The organism is [Flexibacter] sp. ATCC 35208, assembly GCF_001975825.1.
Taxonomy (GTDB): Bacteria; Bacteroidota; Bacteroidia; order Chitinophagales; family Chitinophagaceae; genus Chitinophaga.
Map to the genome: position 1 here is coordinate 1 of NZ_MTKN01000047.1, position 24703 is coordinate 24703.

Genomic DNA, 24703 nt, shown 5'->3' on the forward strand with positions numbered 1-24703 from the left:
TACCTGTTACAGTCAAAATCATTCGCGGCATGACCGCCAATTTCGATCTCAAACCTACCAAATATTGAAGGCCTTCAGATGGAAAATCTGAAGGCCTTCAATATTTGCTAAACCCGGTCAGTTTATTTAGTGGGCTGCCGGGGTACAACTTTCGAACCAGTTTATAGAAGATTTATCTAAAATTCACGCTTTCATTAGAGATATTATTCATTCTGAAACTAGTTATTGGTAATTGTGGAATACTCCACCGCCTTGTTACCTCTTAGTTTTGAGTTGAGCTTTATTAAACTTAAGTGTGCAAATACGAACCTGCCGGATTTCACTCAAGGAGCCCTGAGAAGGATGCTTCAACATTTGATTTGCTAATCAGCTACCAATAAAATAACTTCATAAAGTGAAGTAAAAGAAGATGATTTTGGGAGTTGTAAATCACTTTCTTACATTATCATATTGGCCAAAACATAACCTAATTATACGATATCATTCTAAATGGAAAACGAAAATTCATTTCAATATAACGACATTATTTTCTACAGTACACCTTCAGGAGATATAAGAATTGAAGTAATATTTAATGATGAAACATTTTGGCTTACTCAAAAACGGATGGCCGAATTGTTTGCAGTGGAAGTACCTGCCATTAGTAAGCATCTGAATAATATATATGAGTCGGGAGAGCTGGATAAAGGTTCAACTATTTCCATTTTGGAAACGGTTCAACAAGAAGGGGAAAGGCAGGTAAAACGTAAATTGGAATTTTACAATCTGGATGCAATAATAGCTGTCGGCTACAGGGTAAATTCAATGCAGGCTACTCAATTTAGAATTTGGGCTACCAGGAACCTGAGAGAATTTATCGTTAAGGGTTTTTTGTTAGATGATGAACGTTTGAAACAAGGGAAGTCATTTGGCAAAGATTATTTTGACGAACTATTGGAACGTATTCGCGAGATACGGGCAAGTGAACGTAGATTTTATCTCAAAATAACCGATATATATGAACAGTGCAGTATCGACTATAGCAAGGATTCTGAAATAACACAAACCTTTTTCAAGACAGTACAGAATAAATTACATTGGGCTATTACCGGTAAAACAGCTGCTCAAATTATTGCGGAGCGGGCTAATGCTGACAAGCCCAATATGGGGTTGCAAACATGGAAAAATGCGCCGTCCGGTAAAATACTTAAAACAGATATCAGTGTTGCGAAGAATTATCTAATTGAAAAGGAAATTAAGGAACTGGAACGTATTGTAACTATGTATCTTGACTTTGCTGAGTTACAAGCATCGAGGCAGATTTCTATGAAAATGGCAGATTGGATAAGTCGTTTGGATGCCTTCCTGCAATTTAACGAATATGAGATACTAAAGGATGCTGGCACAGTAAGCCATGCAGTCACTATTAAGTTAGCCGGTGATGAGTACCAGAAGTTTAGGATAACACAGGACGAAAATTTTGAGAGCGATTTTGATAAAGAGATTTTAAAGATTACGACATCTTCCGCTAAAGGACGAAAAAAGAACGTCTGATTAATATCTGCCTATTGAATTATATCAACGGTAATAAGAATCAACTTTATCCGCTAATAATTCTTAGTGTCGGTTTCGAGTTTTCTAAAAAAAGCCTTCAAATCTCACGACTTGAAGGCTTTTTATTTAGCGAAGAAAGAGGGATTCGAACCCCCAAACCTGTTACAGTCAGAATAATTTTTGATAAGACCTGCCATTAGATCTCAAATACGAAAGAAGCCTTCAGATTTTTACATCTGAAGGCTTTAATATTTCCGAAACTGGTCAAGTTTCTTCGGCGGAGAAAGAGGGATTCGAACCCCCGGACCTGTTACAGTCAACGGTTTTCAAGACCGCCGCATTCGACCGCTCTGCCATTTCTCCGGTGCAAAAGTAGGAAACTGGAACAATTTTCAAAAAAAAATTTTCAAGTCCCCCCTCATCACGCACGAAAATCCAACCGTAGTCTGCATTTGCAAAGAAAAAAAACCTATTTTTAAGAACTAAAATGTTTACCCGGACGACTTAAAACATGCTAATTAAGAAATTTTTCCTGTACCACCTGTTGGTGCTGGCTCTTATGAAAACTGCTACAGCGCAAACCTGTACCTCCATCGGCCAGACTCCCTCCACCGCCTTCCCGGTCTGTGGTACAAAATCTTTTATTCAGCAATCCGTCCCCGTCTGTGTCACCCACGAAATTCCCGGACCAAATTGTAACGTGCCCGGCGATGGCACCCACACAGACGTCAATCCTTACTGGTATAAATTCACCTGCTATACTTCCGGCACCCTGGGCTTTACCATCACCCCCAATACATTATCCGACGACTACGACTGGCAGATCTTCGACATCACCAACAAAACAGCTGATGCTGTTTTTACTGATAAGTCATTGTATGTCTGTATGAACTGGTCAGGCGAAGGCGGTAAAACCGGCGCCTCTTCTGCCGGCACCTCCCTGGATGTATGTGGTGGCTATGGACAGCCACTCTTCAGTAAGATGCCCACCATCACCAAAGGACATAACTACCTGTTACTAATCAGTCACTTCGATGGCGATTCGCAAAGCGGGTACAGCCTTTCCTTCGATGGCGGTACCGCAGATATTACAGATCCGACTGTTCCGGAATTACAGTCAGCAACTTACCGCTGTCTCAATAATACCATCAAGGTGGCCCTCACCAAAAAGGTCAATTGTACGACCCTCGCTGCAGATGGCAGTGACTTTACTTTCGTAACCACAGGCGGTTACCAGGTAACCGGCGCTTCCAGCACACAGTGTAGTAATGGGTTCGACCTGGATACCATCACGCTCACCCTCAATACCACACTGCCTTCCGGAGATTATATCATTGCCGCTCAGGCAGGTACAGATGGCAATACATTGGCGAATACCTGTGGCAACCCGGTACCTGTGGGTGATACGTTGCATTTCCATATTGGCACGCCATCAGTGGTCACCACCGTTTCGGATGTAACTACCGGCTGTGCTCCGGACCAGTTAAAAGTAGGACTATCCTCCCCGGTACGATGTGGATCTATCGCGGCCGATGGTAGCGACTTTACCATAAGCGGACCCACAACAGTGAGTATTACAGCCGCTTATGGCCTTTGTGACAGCGATAACCTGACGGATACAATCGTGCTGCAACTCTCCCGCCCTATCTATACAAAGGGCAATTATAGCGTCACTATCAAAAACGGCAGTGACGGCAACACCTTGCTAGGTGAATGTGGCCAGTCGGTACTATATCCTCAAACCACTGTTTTTCATACGGCCGATACCGTAAATGCGGCTTTCTCTTACACCAGGAATATCAATTGTAAGATCAGTACCATTGATTTTTCGCATGATGGCGCCCACGATGTAAACAGCTGGCTATGGACATTTGAAGATAGTTCCACCGCTACCACACAGGAAGTGGTGAAGGTGTATAATTCCTTTGGCGTCAAAACCGCACAACTGATAGTGTCCAACGGTGTATGTACAGATACCGCATTTACCAGCATCACCTTTGAAAAAACACTGGGCGCCTACTTCACAGTAGATCCTGGACCATACTGTCCACTGGATGTAGTGATGGCGAAAGACAGTAGTTATGGCAATATCATCCGTTACTACTGGGATTATGGCAATGGGGTAACCAGCGTCAGCCCATCTGCAGAGCCACAACAATACTTCCCGACCAGCAGGGAGCAACAATACCTGATCCGGTTAATTGTGGAAGACGAACTCCATTGCAAGGACACTGCCGATCATTACATTACAGCTGTAACGAGTTGTTATATAGATGTTCCGAATGCATTTTCTCCCAATAATGATGGAGTGAATGATTATCTTTATCCACTGAACGCATACAAAGCGATAGACCTGTATTTTGCTGTATATAACCGCGTAGGACAACTGGTATTTGAAACCACCGACTGGACCAAACGGTGGGACGGAAATGTAAAGGGACAACCTGCCGATATTGGCACTTATGTGTGGATGCTCAGGTACACAGTGAAAGATTCCGGAAAGAAGATTTTTAGAAAAGGGACAGCCACCCTGATAAGATAAGATAACCTAAATTAAATTTACGATGAAGAGCCCTTGTTTGCTGCTGGCAGCACTATGCCTGACTGTGTCAGCAGCAGCCCAGACGATTTGCATTGCCCATGTGAACATGATAGATGTGAAAAAGAATGTGACCCTGCCAGACCAAACCATTATAATTACAAAGGATCGCATTGTCACCACCGGCCCTGCAAATAAAGTAAAAGCCCCCGCTGATGCCACCGTCATTGATGGCACAGGCAAGTATATCATGCCGGGGATGACAGATGCACATATTCACTTCTTTCAGAGTGGAGGTTTGTATACACGCCCTGATGCGATCAACCTGACCAATTATCATCCTTATCAAAAAGACCAGGATTATGTAAAAGCAAACCTGAGCGACCTCATGGCGAGATACCTGGCTTGTGGGATTACGTCTGTCATAGATGTAGGTGGTCCCATGGCTAATTTTGAAATCAGGGACAGAGCGAATAGCGATTCCGCAGCGCCGACAACATGGGTGACGGGCCCCCTGGTTTCTACCTACCTGCCGCAGAGACTGGATGAAAAAGATCCGCCGATTGTGAAAGTGACCTCTCCGGAAGAAGCGAAGAGACAGGTGCAAAAAGAGCTGCCTTATAAACCGGATTTTATCAAGATATGGTATATCGTCTATTCCGGACATAAAGCGGATAGTACTTTGCCCATTGTGAAGGCCGCTATTGCAGAAAGCCATGCCAATGGACTGAAAGTAGCAGTGCATGCTACACAGTACGAAACAGCCAGACTCGCGGTAGCGGCGGGTGCCGATATTCTCGTACATAGTGTGGATGATGCTGTTATGGATGGTGGCATGCTGAAGATGCTGAAGGATAAACATATCCTGTATATTCCAACACTGAGGGTGATGGATGGATATTACAGGGCAATGATACAACGACAGCCATTTACCACGCATGAACTGGCCTATAGTGATCCTTTTATGCTGGGTACGCTGACTGATTTGCTGCATATGCCTGAAGCATATGATTATAAAGCGGCGCGTGGTTTTATTCATGTACCGAACAAAGCAGATACGATTATGGCCACTAATTTAAAACTGGCTCAGGATGCAGGTGTATTGGTAGCGGCAGGTACGGATGCGGGAAATATTGGTACTCTGCATGCCAGTTCTTTTCTGGAAGATTTGTTGGCCATGCAAAAAGTGGGTTTGAGTAATGCTGAGATTATTAAGGATGCGACATTGAATGCAGCGATCGGTTTTGGAAAAGAGAAAGATTATGGGAGTATAGAGAAAGGGAAAATCGCTGACCTGATCTTGTTGGAAAAGGATCCTTTACTCGATCTGAATGTGTTGGGGAACGTATCGATGACTATTCATAATGGAAAGATCTTTACTAAAGAAAAATTATTGCCGGTGACACCGGAGATACTCGCACAGCAACAACTGAATGCGTATAATGCGGGGAACCTGGAAGCTTTTCTGGCGCCTTATAGTGATAGTGTGAAGATCTATGATCAGGCAAGTGGTAAATTGTTACTGGAAGGTAAAGAGGCGATGAGGAAAAGTTATGGACCGCTTTTTAAAGCAGCACCGGAATTACATTGTCAGGTGGTGAAGAGGATTGTGGCAGGGAATACAGTAGTGGATGAGGAACGGGTAACGGGGATAAAAGATAAGGCGCTGACAGCGGTAGTGATTTATACTATTGATCATGATAAAATAGTGAAAGTTGCAATGGCGATGTAGGATTGTTGCAGTGGGATAGTGTAAATTGATTGCTTTATTACCTTCAAAATAACATGTATGAAAAAGCAACAAGCGAAAAAGCTGAACCTGCAGAAGATTAAAATTGCAAATCTGAATGTGAGTAAAGGTGAGAAGAATGTAGCGCCGACTACTACGGTTTGGTTGAGTTTGAAGAATCTTTGCTGAGTGATTAAATCATTGTCAAAATGAGAATGGGATTGGCTTAAAAGTCAATCCCATTCTCATTTTTTGTGCAATATCATTCATTATTATGGACTTTAAAAAAAACATACGACATTTGAAAGAAATGAAAAAGCCCGCCATCCGACCAAAGATAAAACGGGCTTTTATTTTGTAACCTGCAGGGCCGTAACCCTGCAAAAAATTTGAGATAATGAAAAAGAAACGAAAACCTCCGCGATGTTTTTGGGAGGTATTCCCTATTATTTTAAAATTGTTACCGGTCATTATTGATTTATTACACAATCATCGATGGTAACAGAAAAATTTAATTACATTCATCATAAACGGCCTGGGAATTCCTTCCTGGGCCTTTTCTATTTCATTGATACCAAAGATAAGAATATATTCATAATTACACTCCGATTATCAACTCAGAAAATATTTATACAAAAATGATAATTTCAATATCATATCCAATTTAATTTCGCCAACATCAGCAAGCTATTTTGCAGCTTTTTTTTCTTCAATCATTCTCTCAGCAAGATGAATAAGGTCTTCATTATAATATTTATTCTCTTTATCAAACGCAGCCCAAACGGTATTTCTATGGAATGGTCTGCCATCTTCTCTCAATTCACCACTACGCTCTTCAATAGCTTTAAGAGTGATCCGATAGTTTTTCAATTTAGCTCGAACAATCCCCTTCTTTACTTTTTGCTGGCGGGTGGTTAATACGGACATGAGTAATTTTTATATTTATATTTGCTAAAATCTCACTGTGAAAATCACTATGGAAAATACTGTGATAAATACCGTGAAATTCACTGTGGACGTGATACAATAAGATTTAAATTCATCAAATTATTCAACGTGAAATTACAGTTTTTCTGTATAAAAATAAAAAATCACTATGGCAGCAAACCAGCTAACTGAACGGTTTATAGACCTTTTTAATATCCTGAAAAAAATTAAAGGACTTCCTGCTAACAAAATTTTAGCTTCAGAACTGGGATATAAAACTGGAAATTCAATTACTGAAATCTCAAAAGGAAGGCAGAATATTACATTAAAAGCAGTTCAGGCTTTCTGTGATATTTACGGAAAAAAATATGGTTTTTCTATTGACTATTTTATTAGAAGTGAAGGAAGCCAATCAGAAATAAAAACCTTGATCGAAGAAGAAAGAATTACACGCGAATTTTATATGGATCAATTTGCTGAACTAAAAATGGAGCTTGCCGAGTTAAAAGGCCAATCATTCTCCCGGGAAGATTATAGAAAAAAACTATCAGCAAAATTAAAGGCCAAACTTCAGGGGGATTAAATATTACATCAACTCCAACTCCTCCCCTGTCAAACCATAAAACAAATTCTGCAACTGATGCACATACACCATTGACCTCCCATACGGCACCAACCCTGCCGGTGACTCTGCCAGCATTTGAAAAGAATACCCCTCATCCCGGATATAAACACTATCCTTGTGCGTATACCGATAAGAATATACGTTGATATCCTCCCCATACTCCCGCTCCCCCCTCACAAAACCCAACGCATTCAACTGATCCACCTCCAACTTTAACGGATTCACTTTTGCCAATGGCAACTTGCTTTTCGGCAGACAGGAATTATAGACATACCCTTCCAATATACCTTCTATTTTGAAAGTAGTTTCATTCATATACAAATCATAGTAATAAACTAAATTCCCCACACGGATGTCTGTATCTGCTATCATTTACAAAACTTTGTTATGCAATTATAGGTATTTTGTCTATTTTGACGACCTACTAATTTTAATTATTGATGCCCACTATCAGAACAATGGAACAGCGAGACAATAGCGCACTCGCAAAAATAATCAGGGACATCTTCATTGAATTCGACGCACCTTTGATCGGAACAGTTTATGACGATCCGAATACAGATAGATTGTATGAAGTTTTCCAACACCCCGGATGTGTTTATTATTTAGCAGAAGAAAATGGAGAAGTATTAGGAGGATGTGGATTGTACCCTACAGATGGATTGCCGGATAAATGTGCAGAACTCGTGAAGTTTTATCTTTCTCCTGCAGCACGTGGAAAAGGATTAGGGAAAATATTAATGGAGCAGGCTATTGCCGCGGCACCCGGATTGGGATATAAGGAGATCTATTTAGAAACATTTGATCAACTGGCGACTGCGGTGGGAATGTATGAGAAAGCAGGATTTAGAACACTGGAAAAACCGGTGGGAAATTCAGGACATTATAATACCACCCTGTGGATGATAATGGACGTGAAATAAACAAACCAGTTTTGCCATAAATGGCAAAACCGGTTTACTTTAAAGGACGTTTCTTTGTATCCGGCACCCTATATTTCTTTTCAGGAGTCAGCGACCACTCCGCTTCAAACCGCCCCCGCACATTCTCCACCTCACCATCACTCATATCCAACAGTACCGTCTGCGGCAGCAGACTACCATCAATAATATTCACGCCACAAATATGTAAAGTCTCCTTTACCTGCTGTGAATCAGGAATACCTTTACCCCTGTATTGTAATATATAGTTTGCCATAACAATGAATTATTTTTCTTCTGTCAACATACCTTTTCCCTCATAATTCGCACCAAATCCCATAAATTGAATCTTTGTTGAAAGATATTTCATCATCTCATCTGCCCTTGCTGAAGCTCTTGGCAAAGCCAAAATATCAGGCGCATCCGCCAATACCCGCGCTGCCATACCTACCGCCGCCGGACAAGCCATACTCGTACCATCCATGATCGCATACAAATCATCCGGAAAGGTAGATATAATTCCCACCCCAGGAGCTGTCAAATCCGTTTCCACACCTATATTGGAAAAGTCTGCTATAAAGTTAGCCTTATCTGTACCATATGGTGACTTTACAATCCCTGTTTGTACCGTATTTTTTGGAAACGTATTTTTACGCCCCATAGCAGACACGGCTACCGACAGACTGTAATTGGCAGGAAAACTCACCGGTCCCCTATCATCATTGCCATTGGCACAAAAACACAATATCCCCGCATTATAAGCCTGCTTGATATAACTACTAATCCCTTCATCCGTTCCTGATTCACCCAGACTCATGTTGATGATATCACATTCATCCTGTATCGCCTGCGCCAATCCTTTCATGATGTAAAAGTTAGACGCATCGGAATTTTTAGGGAACACCCTGTAACTATAAATTTCCACGCCGGCAGCCAGTCCATATACCCCCCCATAGGCACTTACAATACCTGCTACGTGGGTCCCATGCCCTTCGCCATTATCTTTATAATCACCAGGATCTTCATTCGCCACACAATTCAGACCGCCACTTACCACCAGGTCTTTGTGCGGCCCTACACCTGTATCTATAATACCAATGCGGAGCTTCTGCGTAATTTTTGGCCACTGTGGTGTGTCGTAAAAATGACGTAAGGAATCGGTGTAACCGGTATCTATTTTCTGCAGTTTGATGGTGAGACTGGTGGCAGAAAAACCCGTTTTGTAATATCCCCAGTACGTATGTTCCGGATACACATAAATCCGCTCTATATTCTTGCTGGCTAAGGTCAGTGAGAGCCTGCCCTTTGCATTGGTATTCCCGGAATCTCCCGTTCTGTTCTCAAAATCAGTAAATGCAACAATGAAAATACCAGCTATGGGCGTACCGTCTGTATCCGTTACTGTCAGATCCAGTTTTTTAGTGGTCTTCGTTTTCTTTGCCTTCTGTTGAATAGATTCCCTGAATACCAGCGCTTTCTTGTAAAATTTCTCTTTAATAATACGCAGACCGGGATAGGAGAAACGAAAATCTGCCAGTTCTTCCTGACTAAGTTGTACGAGCTTGGCACCGTTTTCCTGAATAGAGTCGATGACTTTCACAGGAATTCTCTTTGCAGATTTTTCAGGTCCGCGGGTTTTCAGGCTAACGGCCTCCCTGCTTACTGCGGGTTCTAACACAGCTGTCAGGAAGTTTTCAACTTTAGGATTCGTGTCGGCAGTAGTTTGAGTGTCTGTGACGGGCAGCAGGATGTAGTTACCGGTCTTTGATTTGCTCTTTGCCATAACAGGTAGTTTTTTGAGTAAATGGAATTCTTCTAATGGTATAAAAGTTAACTATATGAATGTACTAAAGAAATAGCTAATCGTATCTGAACTTATTAAAATGAGCCAAATCATCAAAACCAAGCTGACGCGCAATCTCCTTCATACTCGCCCCTGAATAGGGAGCCTGTCGCCTGACCTCGGGCACGACCCGTTGCCTGATATGATGACTCGCAGGAAAACCGGAGACCTTCTTCACCATTTCATTCAGATATCCCTCCTACTACACTGGAGTCAAAAATGAGAAAACCGGGGATCCGGAAACAACATTTCCCGATCGACTAAATAACGATATTTCGCACCAATTTTAATAATATAACGATATATCGTTAATTTCAAAATCGGCACCTATTCATAAATAATTGATTTACAATCATATTTAGTTAGGCACAGGATGTGACACTTTCAGGCAAAACACAGCTATCATGAAATATCCTGAATATTTTCCTTTGGTGGAATTTAAACAGAAGGAAGCTGATCTTCCTTTTGAAATCCATCCCTTCCGGTGGGATGATGAATCTGTCAGAGCGCATAACGCGCTTCCTCACCGTCAGAACTTTATTGAGATCATCTGGATAACAAAAGGTCACAGCACGCTGATAGTAGATTTGCAAAAGTATGAGATGCCCGCCAATAGTGTTTACTGTGTTACTTCCGGACAAATCCATCAGCTGGTTGGGAATGAACATACTGAGGGGTACATTTATCAGTTCACGGAAGACTTCCTGTATATGGGAAAGCATGAGTTTGATCTGATGTATCATTCGGGTTTGTTTCAGGCGTTTTCGCGATCGGCAGGCATAACCGTTGATAGCGAGATAGCGGTGGAAATGAAAGAGATTACATTGAAGATGATGCGGGAGGCGGATAATTTGTATTTATTGCGGACGGAGTTGATGCGGAGGTATCTGAAGATCTTTTTGATTTATTTGACAAGACAGCTGAGAGGGACTTTGCAGACGACGATTCAGACGAGGAATATTGAATTGGTGGAGAAGTTCAAGAATATGGTGGAGGCGATGTTTAAGAGTAAGAAAAAGGTGGCGGATTTTGCGAGGGGGTTGTCAGTCACGCCAAATTATCTGAATGAGATTGTGAAGAAGATTACGGGATATCCGGCGAGTCATCATATCAGGCAAAGGATTGTATTGGAGGCCAAGCGGCAGGCAGCGTATTCAGATGTGTGTATGAAGGAGGTGGCGTGGAATCTGGGGTTTTCTGATATTGCGCATTTTAGTAAGTTTTTTAAGAATTCGACTGGGACAAATTTTTCTGATTTTAAGAAGGAGTGCCTGGTATTTGCTTCTACACCCCCTGAAAATTAGTCCCCAAAAATCGCTTTTACCTTCGGCAAAAGCGATTTTTTGGGGCGTAGTGGCCTGCAGCTGGCTTTTAATGTTTATAATTTTATGAAAGCCTTTATTTTATGAATGCTTTGATGAATGCACCAGCATGTAACATCGCATCTTGTGTACTAGGTACTGTCGCCAGTGGATTCAACAGCCCCCAATCGTGGATGGTAGTGCTATAATCTACAAGTGTAGTGGTTACCCCTGCAGCATCCAGTTTGTGTGCATAAGCAGTGCCTTCATCATGCAGTACATCATTACCTGCTACCATTACCAATGCTGGTGGTAAACCTTTCAGTTGTTCGGTGGTAGCCTGTAATGGAGATGCGTAGATATCTTTACGCCTTGCAGCATCAGGCAGGTAGTTATCCCAGAACCATACCATCATGCTCTTTGTGAGGAAACGGCCGGTGGCATATTTATTATAAGATTCAGTTTCGAAGTTAGCATCTGTCACTGGCCAGAACATCAGCTGGAACCTTATTTCAGGACCTTTCTTATCTTTGGCCATGAGCGCTACTACAGCGGTCATGTTACCACCTACGCTATTACCTGCGATACCCAGTTTTTTGCTGTCTACATTGATTTCTTTACCATGTGCAGCTACCCATTTTGTTGCAGCATATGCCTGGTTAATTGCTACAGGATATTTTGCTTCAGGAGAAGGTGTATAATTTACGAAAACCGCTACAGCGCCGGAACCTACTACCAGGTCACGTACCAGACGCTGGTGTGTTGGAAAATCGCCCAGTACCCATCCACCACCATGGAAAAACATAAATACAGGCAACTGCCCTTTTACACCTACAGGACGAACGATGTTTAATTTAATAGACTCACCATCTTCAGTGATTGTCTTTTCAGACACTTCGATGCCAGACAGATCAACTTTTACAGATTCCTGTGCACCTGTCAGTACTGCGCGTGCATCTTTTGGAGAGAGGGTCTCGATTGGAGCACCACCACTTGTATTGAGGGCATGTAGAAAACCTTTTACACGGGTTTCAATGGCGGGGTCTTTGTCCGGATCTAACGGTGTAATGGTTTGTGCTCTCATGTTCATTGCGTTGAATGTGAAAGCTGTCATTAACAGGAATGCAGCGGCTTTGTTCACTCGTTTGATTTGTTTCACTTGTAGTTATTTATATTGTGAAAATTCCTGCAAATCTATGCCTGTATTGGGCGGGAGTCAATTGATAAATACTGTTTACCCTTGTACATTTCACTGTGTTGAAAATAACCATTATACGTACAGCGCTTTCGATAATTTGTACAACAGTTGCGATAATCCGGCAATTGGTTATGGAGTTGGTTGCACCTAGCTTTGACCCCATATTGTCTCCATAAAAATCAGGTATCCACGTTACTGTTTAACCGCTTCAGCATTTAGTTAAAGCATTATTTTAAAAAATATTAAGAATGAATACTTCATATAGATTAGCGCGGCTGATGGATGCTGAAGAACTCACCATAATGTCGATGGAACTATACACCGAAATAAGCAGTCGCAAAGACTTTACGGAGAATAAGATTGTGGCTACGCTACGGTTCTATGAGCAGCATAGTAATATGGGGGAAGTATTGATGATTGAATGTAATGGTGGACTGGCAGGGTACTCGGTGATATTTCGGTTTTGGAGTCAGGAATATGGAGGGCTGATGGTGGGGGTAGATGAATTATATATCAAAAAGAAATACCGCAGATTAGGGACGGCGAAGCAATTCATCGATCTGTTAATAGATAGTGAACGTATGCATCCCCAATTTGCGGGTATTGAGCTGGAAGCGCATTATAGTAATACACTTGCACTTAAACTATTCTCCTCTCTTGGTATTCCTAAGAATAATAACGCTTTTTATATAAAGCTGCTCAAGGAGTAAATACCCCTAATACGTACAAGTTATTCCGCTTAAATGCCATTGCAGGTGTGTGATGGGATGAGCATCTTTGTGTTACAATTTATCAGGTTGGCATTGGTTATGATCCGGCTTTTTTTATAGAGGAACAGCCTATTTTTTGAGAGGATGTTGAATGACAGTGTCAAACAATCTATTCAGAATTTACCTTCCTCTACATGGTCGGATGCTGTTCAACCAAGGTCCATGATTGTGAACGAACATCTTTTTTCTTTGCAGCTAATACAATGTTCTCCTCCGCCTGTGTAATGTATAACTCCGTTCCCTTCACCCGAATCAGGTAACTATTCTTTTCAGCAGGCAGAAATTCATACTGCTGGTCCGCAATAGGTTGCTCTTCCAGAGATGCTCCTTTTGGTTGTAATGTTTTACCAGAAAAAAGATTCTTTAGCTGGTAGGTCTGGCCTTCTACAATTTTGAAATCCCAGGTCACACATTTCCAGTTGACTGGAGAGTATGGAACAATGGGGGTACCATTGGCTGTATTCGCATCTTTAATACGGAGTACCATGCCGGAGGCTACGTTCTTAATGGCATATGTGCCATGGATGGTCTGAGCATACGTGGTGACAGTGGCTATGATGAGCGCCAATGTACAAAATAAGCTTTTCATGTTGGATGGATTTTTCTATATCAAATATATAAAAAAGGCAGCGCCATACGGGGAATATGGCGCTGCGGGTTAACAACAACTTATCTACCTATTACAACTGTTATTTTTTTTGATTTTATATAAATCTGATTCGATCTGGTTCTGATCCCTTCTACTTTTGATCAAATCTAATTCCGACCCTTTCTAATTCTGATCCTATCCAATTCGAATCATTTCTACTGCCGATCCCATCTAATTCTGATCCTATCCCAACCAGATCATTTCTACTCCCAATCCATCCAATCAGATCTAAATCTTTCTTCGCTTCTTAATTCCATCCACCCCCCAGGCTTCTGTACAATTCCACACCAGCACTCAGTTGCTGACGGGTAATATCTGCCTGTGTCAGCTCAGCCTGCAAATATTTTCCCTGTGCAGTGATCACTTCCAGGTAGTTAGCCATACCGCTGCGGAATAGTAATTGTGCTTGACGGGTAGCCAATTGCGTAGTTTCTACCTGTTGGGAAGCGATGGTTTGCTGCGATTTCAACTTATCCAGTTTCACGAGTGAATTGCTCACCTCTCCTACTGCATCCAATGCCAGTTGGCGGAAACGGATCACAGCTTCTTCACGCTGAATCTTTGCTACTTCCAATTGTGTTTTCAATTGTCTGTGCTGAAACAATGGCTGAGTGATACCTGCAGCAGCTACTCCAAACAGGGAAGCCGGCACGGTGAACCAGTCACTCGCTTTGAAAGCATTCAATCCGCCGGTGGCAGTGAGGGTCAGAGTGGGATACATACTCCCCTGCGCCACACCTACTTTTGCATTGGCAGCTACCAGCGCCATCTCTCCTGCTCTCACATCCGGACGCTTGCTGATCAGATTGGCAGGAATACCTACCGGCAATGATTCGCGCATCAGGTTAGTACTCAGTTGCTGACTACGTACGATGGTACCTGGTAATTCACCTGTGAGGATACGCAGGGAATTTTCCTGGATAGCCAGTGCCTGTTCAAGCTGAGGTATGAGCAGGGCGGCTGTTTGCTGTTGGGCAATGGCCTGCTGTACACCTAGTTCTGTTACTTCGCCCGCTGTTTTTTGCAGGCGGATCATCTGCACAATGGTATCGCTCAGCGACAGGCTGTTTTTAGCTACCTTTAACTGTGCATCCAGCATAAGCATGTTATAATATGCATTGGCGATATCTGATACGAGGGTGGTTTGCACAGCATGTGCTCCTTCGTAGGTTTCCAGATAACTGGCCAGTGCTGCTTCTTTTTGTCTTCTGATCTTGCCCCACACATCTATCTCCCAGGATACTGCTGCATTCAATGAATAGTCTTCGATATGATCGGTACCCAGGAATGAACTAAGGCTAAGTCCATTCAAACTGTTATCAGACGGATTGGTGGTATTCGCGGATACATTCAGCGTGGCAGTTGGCAACCAGGCTGACTTTGCCTCCTTTAAGTAGGCAGATGATTCTTCGATTCGTTTTACAGCCAGCTGCAGGTCGTAGTTGCCACTCAGGCCTGCGGCGATCAGCCTTTGTAGTGTCGTATCGGCAAAGAAGTTCTTCCATGGTATCTCCGCTATACTGGTATCTGAAGGAGCTTTACCACCGCCAGCAGTGCTGGTACCTGAAGCAGCCTTATCGCCAGCAGCACTCGTACCTGAAGAGGCATTGTCGCCAAACCGCTCCGGCAGTACCAGGGCAGGCTGTTTGTAGTCACGGCCCACCCGGCAAGCTGCCAGTATAATTATAGCAATGAAGACGGTTAGGACACTGATATATTTTTTAGTCATCACTTTTTTCTTTAATTTTTTTAATACTCTGCTGCTGTCTGCATGTCTTCCTGTCTTGCAGGTTTACCGCTGATGCGCTCCTGTATATACTGGAAGATGATGAACAACACCGGTATCACAAAGATGCCCAGCAATACGCCTGTCAACATCCCTCCTGCTGCACCGAAACTGATTGAACGGTTACCCTGTGCAGATGAACCTGTCGCTCTCATGAGTGGTGTCAGACCTGCAATGAATGCAAACGATGTCATGAGGATCGGACGCAAACGTAACCTGGCCGCTTCCAATGCGGAGGCCAGCAGCCCCATTCCACCCTTGCGCCGTTGTACGGCATATTCTACGATCAGAATGGCGTTTTTAGCCAGCAAACCTATCAGCATGATCAGACCTACCTGCACATATATATTGTTGTCTATACCAAACAGATTGATGAAGGCAAATACACCGAAGATACCCAGTGGAATAGAGAGGATCACTGAGAATGGCAGAATGTAACTTTCATACTGTGCTGACAGCAGGAAGTATACAAAGATCAGACACAACAGGAAGATAATACCAGCCTGACCACCAGCTGCAATTTCTTCTTTTGTCATACCTACCCACTCGTAAGAATAACCTCTTGGCAGGTAACTAGCCGCCACTTCTTCTACTGCCCTGATCGCATCACCAGAACTATAACCCGGTTTTGGCTGACCATTGATGCTCACCGCATTAAAGAGGTTATTGCGGGTAACGGTTTCAGGGCCATATACTCTTTCCAGTTTTACCACGGCATTGATCGGTACCATTTCACCTGATTCATTCTTTACAAACACTTCATCCAGTGAAGAAGGTTCTGCACGTGCAGGTACATCCGCCTGTACGATAACACGGTAGTATTTACCAAAACGGTTAAAGTCAGATGCAAAGGTGCTACCATAAAACACCTGCAATGTTTGCAGGATCTCTGATACTTTCACTCCCAGCTGTTTCGCTTTGCTGTCGTCGATCTGCACACTGTACTGAGGGTTACCGGCATTAAAGGTGGTAAAGGCAAATGCAATTTCTTTGCGCTTCATCAATTCTCCGATAAAACCGTAAGTGGTATTTGCCAGTTTATCCATTGGGCCACCGTTACGGTCCTGCAATATCACTTCGAAACCATCTACGTTACTGAAACCAGGTACGGTTGGCATGTTAAACATGAAGATATTTGCTTCAGGAATACCTGCCAGTGCGCCTTGCATCATACCCATCACGGTTTTCAGGTCTTTCACCTTCCCACGCTGTTCGAATGGTTTGAGTTTTACAAACCCTACACCAGATGAAGAACTGCTGGAGTTGGTGATGATGTTAAAACCGGAAACGCTCAGATAAGAATTGACAGACTCGAAGTCGTGCATGATTTTTTCCACCTTGCCCACAACTTCCCGGGTACGTTGCAATGAAGCACCTGGAGGCATGCTCACAGAGTATACTACGAAACCATTGTCCTCTGTAGGAATAAACCCGGTAGGGGTACGTTTTACTAAGAATACCGTTACTGCAGTGATCAGTGCCAGACCACCTATTGCAATCCATTTACGTCTTACGAGGAAACGGAGACTATTGATATATTTATTTGTTACCGCATTAAAACCTGTATTGAATGCTTTGAAGAAACGACTACCGAAGCCCATTGTTACATGCTTTGGTTGATGGTCATCTCCATGGTGTATGTTCTTCAACAACAGGGCACAGAGAGCAGGACTCAGGGTCAATGCATTCAATGCAGAGATCAGGATCGCGATAGCCAGTGTGAAGGCGAACTGACGGTAGAATACACCCGCAGGGCCCTGCATGAAACCAACAGGTACGAATACCGCTGCCATGACGAGGGTGATGGAGATGATCGCACCGGATATTTCCTGCATACTGGTGATGGTCGCATTTCTTGGAGACATATTGATCTTCTCCATCTTGGCGTGCACCGCCTCGACGACGACGATAGCGTCATCCACTACGATACCAATAGCCAGCACCAGTGCAAAGAGGGTAAGCAGGTTGATGGTAAAACCAAACAGCTGCATGAAGAAGAATGTACCTATGATCGCTACTGGTACTGCGATAGCAGGAATCAGTGTAGAACGGAAATCCTGTAAGAATATGAATACAACGATAAATACCAGTATAAATGCTTCCAGCAGGGTGTGTTTCACCTGGTCAATAGATTCATCCAGATATTCCTTGGTGCTATAGATATTGAAATATTCTACGCCTTTAGGGAATTGCAGGGATGCTTTCTTCATCAGGGCATTGGCAGCTACCTGGATATCATTTGCGTTTGAACCCGCTGTCTGATAGATAGCTATACCAATACCGTATTTCCCATTCACCTTGGTGTCACTGCTATATGTAAAGGAACCGAACTCCACTCTTGCCACGTCTTTCAAACGCAGTAAGGAACCATCTGCATTTGCCTTCAGCACCATGTTTTCATAGTCTTCGTGCTGATTCAGTTTTCCTTTATATTTTAATACATATTCGAATGCCCTGTCACTGCTTTCACCGAAACGACCCGGTGCTGCTTCTACGTTCTGCTCCTGGATTGAACTCAGTACATCCTGTGGTGACAGGTGATTGGCAGCGAGACGATCAGGGTGCAGCCAGATACGCATTGAGTAATCTTTGGAACCGAATACCATGGCCTGACCTACGCCTGTGATACGCTGTAATTCAGGGATGATGTTGATCTTTGCATAGTTCTGCAAAAACTTTTCATCGTATTCTGATGTATTACTCATCAGGTTCACCACCATAATCATACTGTTCTGTTTCTTCTCTGTGGTGATACCTGCACTCACGACTTCGGATGGTAAGAGGCTGGTGGCTTTGGATACGCGGTTTTGCACGTTTACTGCTGCCAGATCAGGATTGGTCCCCAGTTTGAAGTACACGCTCAGGGTCATGGAACCGTCGTTGTTGGAAGTAGAGGTCATGTAGGTCATGTTCTCTACGCCGTTTACCGCCTCTTCTATAGGGGTGGCTACGGAACGGGCTACCACTTCGGCGTTAGCGCCGGGGTAGGATGCTGTAACGGCCACGCAGGGAGGGGCAATGTCCGGAAACTGAGTAACCGGCAATGTGAATAGCGATAAGATCCCCAACAGTACCAGCAGGATGGAGACCACCGTAGCCAGTACCGGCCTTTCTATAAATCTTCTTAACATAAATCTTTAGTTGAATTTTTTACAAATGGACTTGCCTTTAGCTGGCAATCCATTTAACTGGTTTGGCCATCTACAGGTAATTCATGATAATGGAACTGCTTTCGACACATCATCCATTTACATGTTTTTCACCTTTAGACAGGCAATCCATTTATGATGGAATCACCTTCATACAGCCGCCCCATTTTACAATGGCTTTACCTTCAGCAGGCTATCCATAGATATTGGCTGTGGAGCAATCACAGCACCATCCTGTAGTCTTCCCAATCCTGCATATACAATAGTCTCACCTGCCTGCAGTCCTTTCTCTACGAAGTAGTACGCGCCAGATTTACCAGAGATTATAATTGGCTTGCTCGCCACTTTATTGCTATCTCCTACTGTGAATACAAATACTTTGTCCTGCACCTCAAATGTCGCTTCCTGTGGCACCAACAGTGCTGCAGAGAGTTGTTCAGGAATACGGACTTTACCTGTATTACCGGAACGAAGCAGCCCTGCACCATTCGGGAAAATAGCCCGGAAACTTACAGAACCCATTGTTTTATCAAACTGACCTTCCATCGTTTCTACATGCCCTTTTTCGGTGTAGATGGTATTGTCTGGAAGTACCAGGTCTACAGCCGGCAATTTTTTCACTTTATCAGCGACGGTATTACCAGCTATTTTATTTTTAAATTGGAGAAAGTCGATCTCACTCATGGAAAAGTAAGCATACACCTCATTTATATCCGATAATAAGGTAAGTGGCTGTGTTTCTCCACGGCCTACCAGGCTACCGCTTTTGAATGGAATACGACCGATGTAACCACTAACAGGTGCAGTGATCAGGGTGTATCCTACACTGATACGTGCATTGCTTACATTGGCACGTGCCTGCGATACGTTGGCTTTCGCAGCCGCATAGGCAGCATTGGCAGTTTTCAGTTGTACGTCAGATACCACGTTGTTTTGTACGAGTGGCGTAAGACGGTTTACCTCTACCAGTGCCTTTTCTTCATTGGCCTGTGCAGCGAGTAAGAGTGCAGATGCATTACTCAATTGTTCCTGGTAAGGACGGTCATTGATGCGGAATAAAGGTTGGCCTGCTTTTACGTAAGCACCTTCATCTACAAAGATCTTGTCGAGGTATCCATCTACCTGTGGGCGGATTTCAACGTTTACCTTTCCTTCTAATGTCGCGTTGTATTCACGATAGGTAGTAGCTGGAACGGAAGTTACTTTCAGCACAGGAAGTACTGCTGCTGGTGCTCCTCCTGCATTTTCTGTTTTTGCAGAAGAGGAGGCGCATGATGAAAGGAACGCGACAATAATGATACTATAAAGAAGACTCGCTGGTCCGTGTTTTTTGTGCGCTTGTTGTAAAAAGAATAAGTGATTCATACAATTGTTCATTTTAAGAAAAGTATGGCAATAGATAGCCACGCCGCCAATGGCGGAAATTTTAGGCAAAAGCCTCCCCATGGCCATAGTTAGCCATTCCACCATTGTCAGAGATGTAATGCATACCTCTCCCACACACGGTGGTCACCGGTTAATAAATAACGACAGTTATTGGAGATAGAAAAGCCACCCCACCCGCCTGAACCGGGAAGCCAGATGACAAAGTTTTTTGATTGGTTACTGCTAAGAGAAACTTATGAACAGGTTAGCAGGAGAAATTTAGATACTTCATGTGCTAGTGGTTTTTTAGGACGACATTATTTCAACATCATCATGTTATGATTATTATAACCTTACAAAAGTACAATGATCAGCAAGGAAGTTCATTTAACTAATTACGGTATTAATTGTACTTTTCCCGGATACTCTTCTGGAACGTTGCTGGTGTGTATCCAGTATGCTTTTTAAAGAACCGATTGAAGTACCCATCGTCTTCAAACTTAAGCTCCCACGCGATTTCCTTGATGGTATGTTCGCCATAAAACAAGAGTCGCTTGGCTTCCATCACCCGTTTTTCATCGATAATCTGTTTTGCGGTTTTTCCCAACACAGCCTTGATCGTATCGTTGAGATGACCAGGTGTTACATACATCATATCTGCATAGTGCGCTACCTGCGTTTTGTCTTTGTAATGCACATCAGACAATTCATCGAACTGACGTACGATGCGGTTAGGCAGCGTATCTGATTGCATAGCGGCAATGTCCCGTTGTGGTAAACGGGAGATAGCAGCAATGAGAGAATGTAGCATGTTGCGGATAATCAGTTCCCGCAATGGTTGCCTGGTTTCCATTTCTCTCAGCATGAGACGCGCGAATCCCATGAGATCTTTCAGTTGTGCATCCGTGAGTTCAATTACAGGCGTGCCGCATACGCAACCCCAGCAGATAGGACTACCTAAGCCTGTTTCATTCACAAGAAATTCCTGTGAAAAGATAATATTAACGACCTCGCATAAACTATCGCCTGTATGTTGATGTACCTGGTCAGGATATAACATCACTACAGCAGGACCTGTGACAGTATATTTTTCGAAGTCGATATATTGAGTTGTTTCGCCTGATAGCACAAGTGTGATACTGAAATGCTTACGGCGATGCGGTTCTTTAAGATCTTCTGGTTGTACCAAGTAGGTAGTGCGGTTGATTAAAAAACCTTTTAAAGGATTTTGTATATCAACACAGTCGTCAACATTGTAAACTGGTATGACTACATTAGTCTTCATATCACATACAGTTTAGTCGTTAAAAAGAAGAGGGCTCAGTCGTAAAAGTTCAGAGGCAGTGCCATTCTAGCTACAGAATCGGCATGGATTAATTAGTCGGCAGGATTGTAATCAGTAGATGATTAGCAGATTATATCTATTACATAGTGCGACAAAAATATAATTTACATTTCATTTTTCATCGAACTATTTTTACATGATAAATATACTTATTATCTTCAATTATTATTAGCCGGCTAATTAAATAAGTAAAAAATATTATTTCTTCAGATTTTCCAGTACCTGCATGAGCAGACGTTTTAAGATTATCCTTTCTTCTGTACTTAGCCCTTGCACCATTTGCTGCTCCAATTGGTTCCAGGTTTGTTCTGTGATATGCATAGCGGCTTCTTTACCTTTTTCAGTAAGGGAGACGCGGACGGCGCGCTGATCGGTACAGCATTTTTCTTTGACAAGGAAGCCGTTTTTTTCGAGACGGTCAGCCATGCGGGTGACAGTTACGGGTGTGACTTCCATGTTAGTCGTAAGGTCACTGAGCATGATGCCGTTGTGACATAGTACTTGTTGCAGGAAGATCTCCTGACCGGCGTGCAGGTTGTATGCCGCGAGCATTTGATTTCCTTTGTTTCTGTGCGCTTTGCTGATTTGTACCAATAGGTGACCAATGGTACTGCACATAAGCGGTTTGTTCATGAAGCAAATATAATAATTAGCCGGCTAAATAAAATAAAAATTAAAAAAAACGCTTTTACCACAGGTAAAAGCGTTTTTTTTCGAACGAAAGCGGTCTTTCTGATGCCGTCGCATTAGAAAGACTGCAGAAACACAGAAATGCAGGAAGCCTGCAAAAATCTATTATTTAGTAGCCGGCTCCTTTTCTTTAGGACGTTCTTTCACTAATATCAGATCAGCCAACAATACGTTCATCGGGATATTACCCAATTTAACGATGCCTCGCTTATCACGTATTTCGATCAGTTTGCCCACCTGGCCGTTTGTTTTAATTTTTACAAGGTTGCCAATCTCGAGGTTGCTACCCACTACTTCCTGGAATTTGTCCTGTACCTTCTTCTCCAGCTTGTCATTGATAGCCTTTTCACGTTTTCTGAACAGGAGTGCTTCGGCCTGCTTCAAAACTTTCTGTTTGTCGTCGGTACGCTTCCATTCAATCACGATCTGCTTCATCTTGCGCTCCATATCTTTCAGGTAGGCCAGTTCGTCTTCCTTGATCTTATTCTGCAACTTCATCATGCCGAACTGCTGGTTCTTTCGTTCCTTGTCAGAAAGTACCTCGTACTCACGTTTCAACTTTTCGTTTTCACGCAGCAACTGCTGTAATTCCTTCTCTTTTGCCTCTATCTTTTGCAGATCCTGTTCTGCTTTGTTCAGGAGCTTATCCAGCTGAAAATGGCCTTCATCTACCAGGTTTCTGGCCCTGTTGATCAGGGAAGGATGCAGACCTATCCGCTGTGCGATAGAGAATGTATAGGAGCTACCCGGTTTACCTACTATCAGTTTGTACATCGGTGACAAGTTCTCCTCATCAAAGCCCATCGCCCCGTTGATGATACCCTTTACCTTGTTGGCCATTACCTTCAGGTTCAGGTAGTGGGTGGTCACAATACCAAATGCGTGTTTCTTAGCCAGCTCCTCCATGATCACCTCCGCAAAAGCACCACCAAGGTTCGGATCGGAACCGCTTCCCAACTCATCGATGAAAAAGAGGGTCTTACCATTCGCATTTTCCATAAAATACTTCATATTTTTCAGGTGCGAACTGTAAGTACTCAATTCAAATTCGAGGGATTGTGTATCACCAATATGGATCATCAGTTGCCTGAAAATACCTATCTGGGAACTGGGATGTACCGGTACCAGCAGTCCTGCCTGCAGCATGAGCTGGACCAAACCGACTGTTTTCATAGTCACCGTCTTACCACCGGCATTCGGTCCACTGATCACGAGGATATGATTGTTCTGATCCAGCGTGAGGTTGATGGGAATGGTCGGCTTGGTATTACGACGGTTGTACAAAAGTAACAGTGGGTGATACGCATCTACCAAATGCAGTTGTGCTGTGGGTGTGAGCATTGGGTAATTACCATCCATATCAAGTGCCAGCTTAGCTTTGGCACGGATAAAGTCGTAAGTACCGAGAATAATGTGGTAGTTGTTCAGCAGCAATGAATGCTTGCTCAGGTCTGCTGTCAGGGTACGCAATATCTTGTACACCTCACGGCTCTCATCTCTTTCCAGGGCGGCTACATCATTATTCAGCTCAATGGTTTCTTCCGGCTCCACGAATGCGGTACGACGGGTATCAGATTCTCCATGGAGAATTCCTTTTACCATACGTTTGTTTTCGGCATAAATGGCCACTACCCTTCTGCCATTCAGAAAAGCTTCGCCTGTATCGGCGAGGTAGCCCAGTTTGCTGAGTTTGGACAAACTACGGTCAAATACCCGGCGCAGTTCATTCCGCTTGCGAAACAGGGACATACGGATCCTGGATAACTCCGGAGTGGCGTTATCCCTTATCAGTCCTGCCTCATCCAATATCTCGTCGATGATCAGGATGATCTTCTTTTCGTAGTGGGTATGAGTGATCACTTCGAACAGACCCGCATAAGTGACGCGCCTGTCGTGATCAAAAAAACGTACAATGCTGCCCATGCTTTCGGCCAGCTTGCGCAATTGCATTACCTGCTCTCCGCTCAATACGGCTCCCTGGATGCCCAGTAAGCGCAATTCACTTTTCAGGTTCAGTACATAATCGTTGGGAAAATGTTCCTGCAGCAGCGTGAGCTGCTTATATTCGTGCGCCTGCTGTAATGCTGTTTTGACGTAGTCAATGTGGGTATGTAAACGCAGTTCCTGCGCCATTTCTTTACCCAGCTCCGTTTTACAATGTTCCTCCAACAAAGCCTGAACTTTGTCGAATTCCAGCTGTACTAAGGCTGAATCGGGAAAATACTTCATCTTAAATTAATTCCATACAAAGCCTGCGGTTACAATTACACAGGCGGTTAAAATTGGCTTTTGGCCCTTCAAAAGAATGTTAAAGTTAATTAATTGGGCGATCCG

General features: G+C 43.3%; 21 protein-coding genes and 1 tRNA gene. 8 read left to right on the forward strand and 14 right to left on the reverse strand.

Translation table 11 applies throughout. From position 1 onward, the window contains the following. Window positions 1–489: 489 nt before the first annotated feature. Entirely contained in the window at window positions 490–1533 is a 1044-nt protein-coding gene (locus BW716_RS24670) for a virulence RhuM family protein (RefSeq protein ID WP_083727073.1), read from the forward strand. 278 nt (window positions 1534–1811) lie between these two features. Here the strand turns inward: BW716_RS24670 and BW716_RS24675 are convergent. Continuing rightward, window positions 1812–1896 (reverse strand) — tRNA-Ser (locus tag BW716_RS24675). Between the two features lie 148 nt (window positions 1897–2044). Here BW716_RS24675 and BW716_RS24680 point away from each other — a divergent pair. The 3 genes from BW716_RS24680 to BW716_RS38500 are packed head-to-tail and all read left to right on the forward strand — an operon-like array spanning window position 2045 to window position 5990. Continuing rightward, a complete protein-coding gene (locus BW716_RS24680) occupies window positions 2045–4075 on the forward strand; it encodes a gliding motility-associated C-terminal domain-containing protein (RefSeq protein WP_083727075.1) in 2031 nt (676 codons plus the stop codon). A gap of 22 nt (window positions 4076–4097) precedes the next feature. Beyond that, window positions 4098–5804: an amidohydrolase family protein gene (locus BW716_RS24685; RefSeq protein ID WP_083727077.1), complete on the forward strand. Its 1707-nt coding sequence runs from the start codon at window positions 4098–4100 to the stop codon at window positions 5802–5804. A 57-nt stretch (window positions 5805–5861) separates the two neighbouring features. Continuing rightward, window positions 5862–5990, forward strand: a complete 129-nt coding sequence (locus BW716_RS38500) for a hypothetical protein (RefSeq protein WP_255373899.1) — start codon at window positions 5862–5864, stop codon at window positions 5988–5990. A 498-nt stretch (window positions 5991–6488) separates the two neighbouring features. Here BW716_RS38500 and BW716_RS24695 read toward each other — a convergent pair whose 3' ends face one another. Beyond that, window positions 6489–6728, reverse strand: coding sequence for a hypothetical protein (locus tag BW716_RS24695; protein ID WP_083727081.1), 240 nt, complete (start codon window positions 6726–6728; stop codon window positions 6489–6491). Between the two features lie 169 nt (window positions 6729–6897). On the opposite strand from BW716_RS24695, the gene BW716_RS24700 reads away from it, so the two are divergent. Next, a complete protein-coding gene (locus BW716_RS24700) occupies window positions 6898–7311 on the forward strand; it encodes a hypothetical protein (RefSeq protein WP_083727082.1) in 414 nt (137 codons plus the stop codon). Window positions 7312–7314: 3 nt separating this feature from the next. Here the strand turns inward: BW716_RS24700 and BW716_RS24705 are convergent, their stop codons facing one another. Next, window positions 7315–7725 carry a hypothetical protein gene (locus tag BW716_RS24705; protein ID WP_083727084.1) on the reverse strand — a complete coding sequence of 137 codons (411 nt, stop codon included), beginning with the start codon at window positions 7723–7725 and terminating at the stop codon, window positions 7315–7317. Window positions 7726–7793: 68 nt separating this feature from the next. Between BW716_RS24705 and BW716_RS24710 the strand changes: the two genes are divergently transcribed. After that, window positions 7794–8276, forward strand: coding sequence for a GNAT family N-acetyltransferase (locus tag BW716_RS24710; RefSeq protein WP_083727086.1), 483 nt, complete (start codon window positions 7794–7796; stop codon window positions 8274–8276). Between the two features lie 34 nt (window positions 8277–8310). Here BW716_RS24710 and BW716_RS24715 read toward each other — a convergent pair whose 3' ends face one another. From BW716_RS24715 to BW716_RS24725, 3 genes are all read right to left on the reverse strand, one after another. Beyond that, on the reverse strand, window positions 8311–8550 hold the full coding sequence (locus BW716_RS24715; protein ID WP_083727088.1) for a hypothetical protein: 240 nt from the start codon (window positions 8548–8550) through the stop codon (window positions 8311–8313). Window positions 8551–8559: 9 nt separating this feature from the next. Then, entirely contained in the window at window positions 8560–10056 is a 1497-nt protein-coding gene (locus tag BW716_RS24720) for a S8 family serine peptidase (protein WP_083727090.1), read from the reverse strand. Window positions 10057–10132: 76 nt separating this feature from the next. Further along, a complete protein-coding gene (locus tag BW716_RS24725; protein ID WP_083727092.1) occupies window positions 10133–10297 on the reverse strand; it encodes a helix-turn-helix domain-containing protein in 165 nt (54 codons plus the stop codon). 223 nt (window positions 10298–10520) lie between these two features. Between BW716_RS24725 and BW716_RS24730 the strand changes: the two genes are divergently transcribed. After that, window positions 10521–11420 carry an AraC family transcriptional regulator gene (locus BW716_RS24730; RefSeq protein ID WP_083727094.1) on the forward strand — a complete coding sequence of 300 codons (900 nt, stop codon included), beginning with the start codon at window positions 10521–10523 and terminating at the stop codon, window positions 11418–11420. A 94-nt stretch (window positions 11421–11514) separates the two neighbouring features. On the opposite strand, the gene BW716_RS24735 is transcribed toward BW716_RS24730, so the two are convergent. After that, window positions 11515–12576, reverse strand: coding sequence for an alpha/beta hydrolase (locus BW716_RS24735; RefSeq protein ID WP_235643939.1), 1062 nt, complete (start codon window positions 12574–12576; stop codon window positions 11515–11517). Between the two features lie 287 nt (window positions 12577–12863). Between BW716_RS24735 and BW716_RS24740 the strand changes: the two genes are divergently transcribed. Continuing rightward, window positions 12864–13325, forward strand: coding sequence for a GNAT family N-acetyltransferase (locus BW716_RS24740; RefSeq protein ID WP_083727096.1), 462 nt, complete (start codon window positions 12864–12866; stop codon window positions 13323–13325). A 190-nt stretch (window positions 13326–13515) separates the two neighbouring features. Here the strand turns inward: BW716_RS24740 and BW716_RS24745 are convergent, their stop codons facing one another. From BW716_RS24745 to BW716_RS24775, 7 genes are all read right to left on the reverse strand, one after another. After that, window positions 13516–13974 (reverse strand): RICIN domain-containing protein, encoded by a 459-nt coding sequence (locus BW716_RS24745; protein ID WP_083727098.1) that lies wholly within the window; start codon window positions 13972–13974, stop codon window positions 13516–13518. Window positions 13975–14281: 307 nt separating this feature from the next. After that, complete coding sequence (locus BW716_RS24750; protein ID WP_083727100.1) at window positions 14282–15763, reverse strand: efflux transporter outer membrane subunit; 1482 nt, start codon at window positions 15761–15763, stop codon at window positions 14282–14284. A gap of 20 nt (window positions 15764–15783) precedes the next feature. After that, window positions 15784–18951, reverse strand: coding sequence for an efflux RND transporter permease subunit (locus tag BW716_RS24755; RefSeq protein WP_083727102.1), 3168 nt, complete (start codon window positions 18949–18951; stop codon window positions 15784–15786). Between the two features lie 186 nt (window positions 18952–19137). Next, on the reverse strand, window positions 19138–20334 hold the full coding sequence (locus BW716_RS24760; RefSeq protein ID WP_083727104.1) for an efflux RND transporter periplasmic adaptor subunit: 1197 nt from the start codon (window positions 20332–20334) through the stop codon (window positions 19138–19140). A 403-nt stretch (window positions 20335–20737) separates the two neighbouring features. Further along, a complete protein-coding gene (locus BW716_RS24765) occupies window positions 20738–21619 on the reverse strand; it encodes an AraC family transcriptional regulator (protein ID WP_083727106.1) in 882 nt (293 codons plus the stop codon). A 258-nt stretch (window positions 21620–21877) separates the two neighbouring features. Next, window positions 21878–22312, reverse strand: coding sequence for a MarR family winged helix-turn-helix transcriptional regulator (locus tag BW716_RS24770; RefSeq protein ID WP_083727108.1), 435 nt, complete (start codon window positions 22310–22312; stop codon window positions 21878–21880). 162 nt (window positions 22313–22474) lie between these two features. Beyond that, the gene (locus tag BW716_RS24775; protein WP_083727110.1) at window positions 22475–24598 is read right to left on the reverse strand and encodes a DNA mismatch repair protein MutS; all 2124 of its coding nucleotides are present in this window, start codon (window positions 24596–24598) and stop codon (window positions 22475–22477) included. Window positions 24599–24703: the final 105 nt, after the last annotated feature.

Bases quoted from the DNA above. Each gene is read 5' to 3' on its own strand.
- BW716_RS24670 (WP_083727073.1), top strand. From the start codon at position 490: ATGGAAAACGAAAATTCATTTCAATATAACGACATTATTTTCTACAGT.
- BW716_RS24680 (WP_083727075.1), top strand. From the start codon at position 2,045: ATGCTAATTAAGAAATTTTTCCTGTACCACCTGTTGGTGCTGGCTCTT.
- BW716_RS24685 (WP_083727077.1), top strand. From the start codon at position 4,098: ATGAAGAGCCCTTGTTTGCTGCTGGCAGCACTATGCCTGACTGTGTCA.
- BW716_RS38500 (WP_255373899.1), top strand. From the start codon at position 5,862: ATGAAAAAGCAACAAGCGAAAAAGCTGAACCTGCAGAAGATTAAAATT.
- BW716_RS24695 (WP_083727081.1), bottom strand. From the start codon at position 6,728: ATGTCCGTATTAACCACCCGCCAGCAAAAAGTAAAGAAGGGGATTGTT.
- BW716_RS24700 (WP_083727082.1), top strand. From the start codon at position 6,898: ATGGCAGCAAACCAGCTAACTGAACGGTTTATAGACCTTTTTAATATC.
- BW716_RS24705 (WP_083727084.1), bottom strand. From the start codon at position 7,725: ATGATAGCAGATACAGACATCCGTGTGGGGAATTTAGTTTATTACTAT.
- BW716_RS24710 (WP_083727086.1), top strand. From the start codon at position 7,794: ATGCCCACTATCAGAACAATGGAACAGCGAGACAATAGCGCACTCGCA.
- BW716_RS24715 (WP_083727088.1), bottom strand. From the start codon at position 8,550: ATGGCAAACTATATATTACAATACAGGGGTAAAGGTATTCCTGATTCA.
- BW716_RS24720 (WP_083727090.1), bottom strand. From the start codon at position 10,056: ATGGCAAAGAGCAAATCAAAGACCGGTAACTACATCCTGCTGCCCGTC.
- BW716_RS24725 (WP_083727092.1), bottom strand. From the start codon at position 10,297: ATGGTGAAGAAGGTCTCCGGTTTTCCTGCGAGTCATCATATCAGGCAA.
- BW716_RS24730 (WP_083727094.1), top strand. From the start codon at position 10,521: ATGAAATATCCTGAATATTTTCCTTTGGTGGAATTTAAACAGAAGGAA.
- BW716_RS24740 (WP_083727096.1), top strand. From the start codon at position 12,864: ATGAATACTTCATATAGATTAGCGCGGCTGATGGATGCTGAAGAACTC.
- BW716_RS24745 (WP_083727098.1), bottom strand. From the start codon at position 13,974: ATGAAAAGCTTATTTTGTACATTGGCGCTCATCATAGCCACTGTCACC.
- BW716_RS24750 (WP_083727100.1), bottom strand. From the start codon at position 15,763: ATGACTAAAAAATATATCAGTGTCCTAACCGTCTTCATTGCTATAATT.
- BW716_RS24755 (WP_083727102.1), bottom strand. From the start codon at position 18,951: ATGTTAAGAAGATTTATAGAAAGGCCGGTACTGGCTACGGTGGTCTCC.
- BW716_RS24760 (WP_083727104.1), bottom strand. From the start codon at position 20,334: ATGAATCACTTATTCTTTTTACAACAAGCGCACAAAAAACACGGACCA.
- BW716_RS24765 (WP_083727106.1), bottom strand. From the start codon at position 21,619: ATGAAGACTAATGTAGTCATACCAGTTTACAATGTTGACGACTGTGTT.
- BW716_RS24770 (WP_083727108.1), bottom strand. From the start codon at position 22,312: ATGAACAAACCGCTTATGTGCAGTACCATTGGTCACCTATTGGTACAA.
- BW716_RS24775 (WP_083727110.1), bottom strand. From the start codon at position 24,598: ATGAAGTATTTTCCCGATTCAGCCTTAGTACAGCTGGAATTCGACAAA.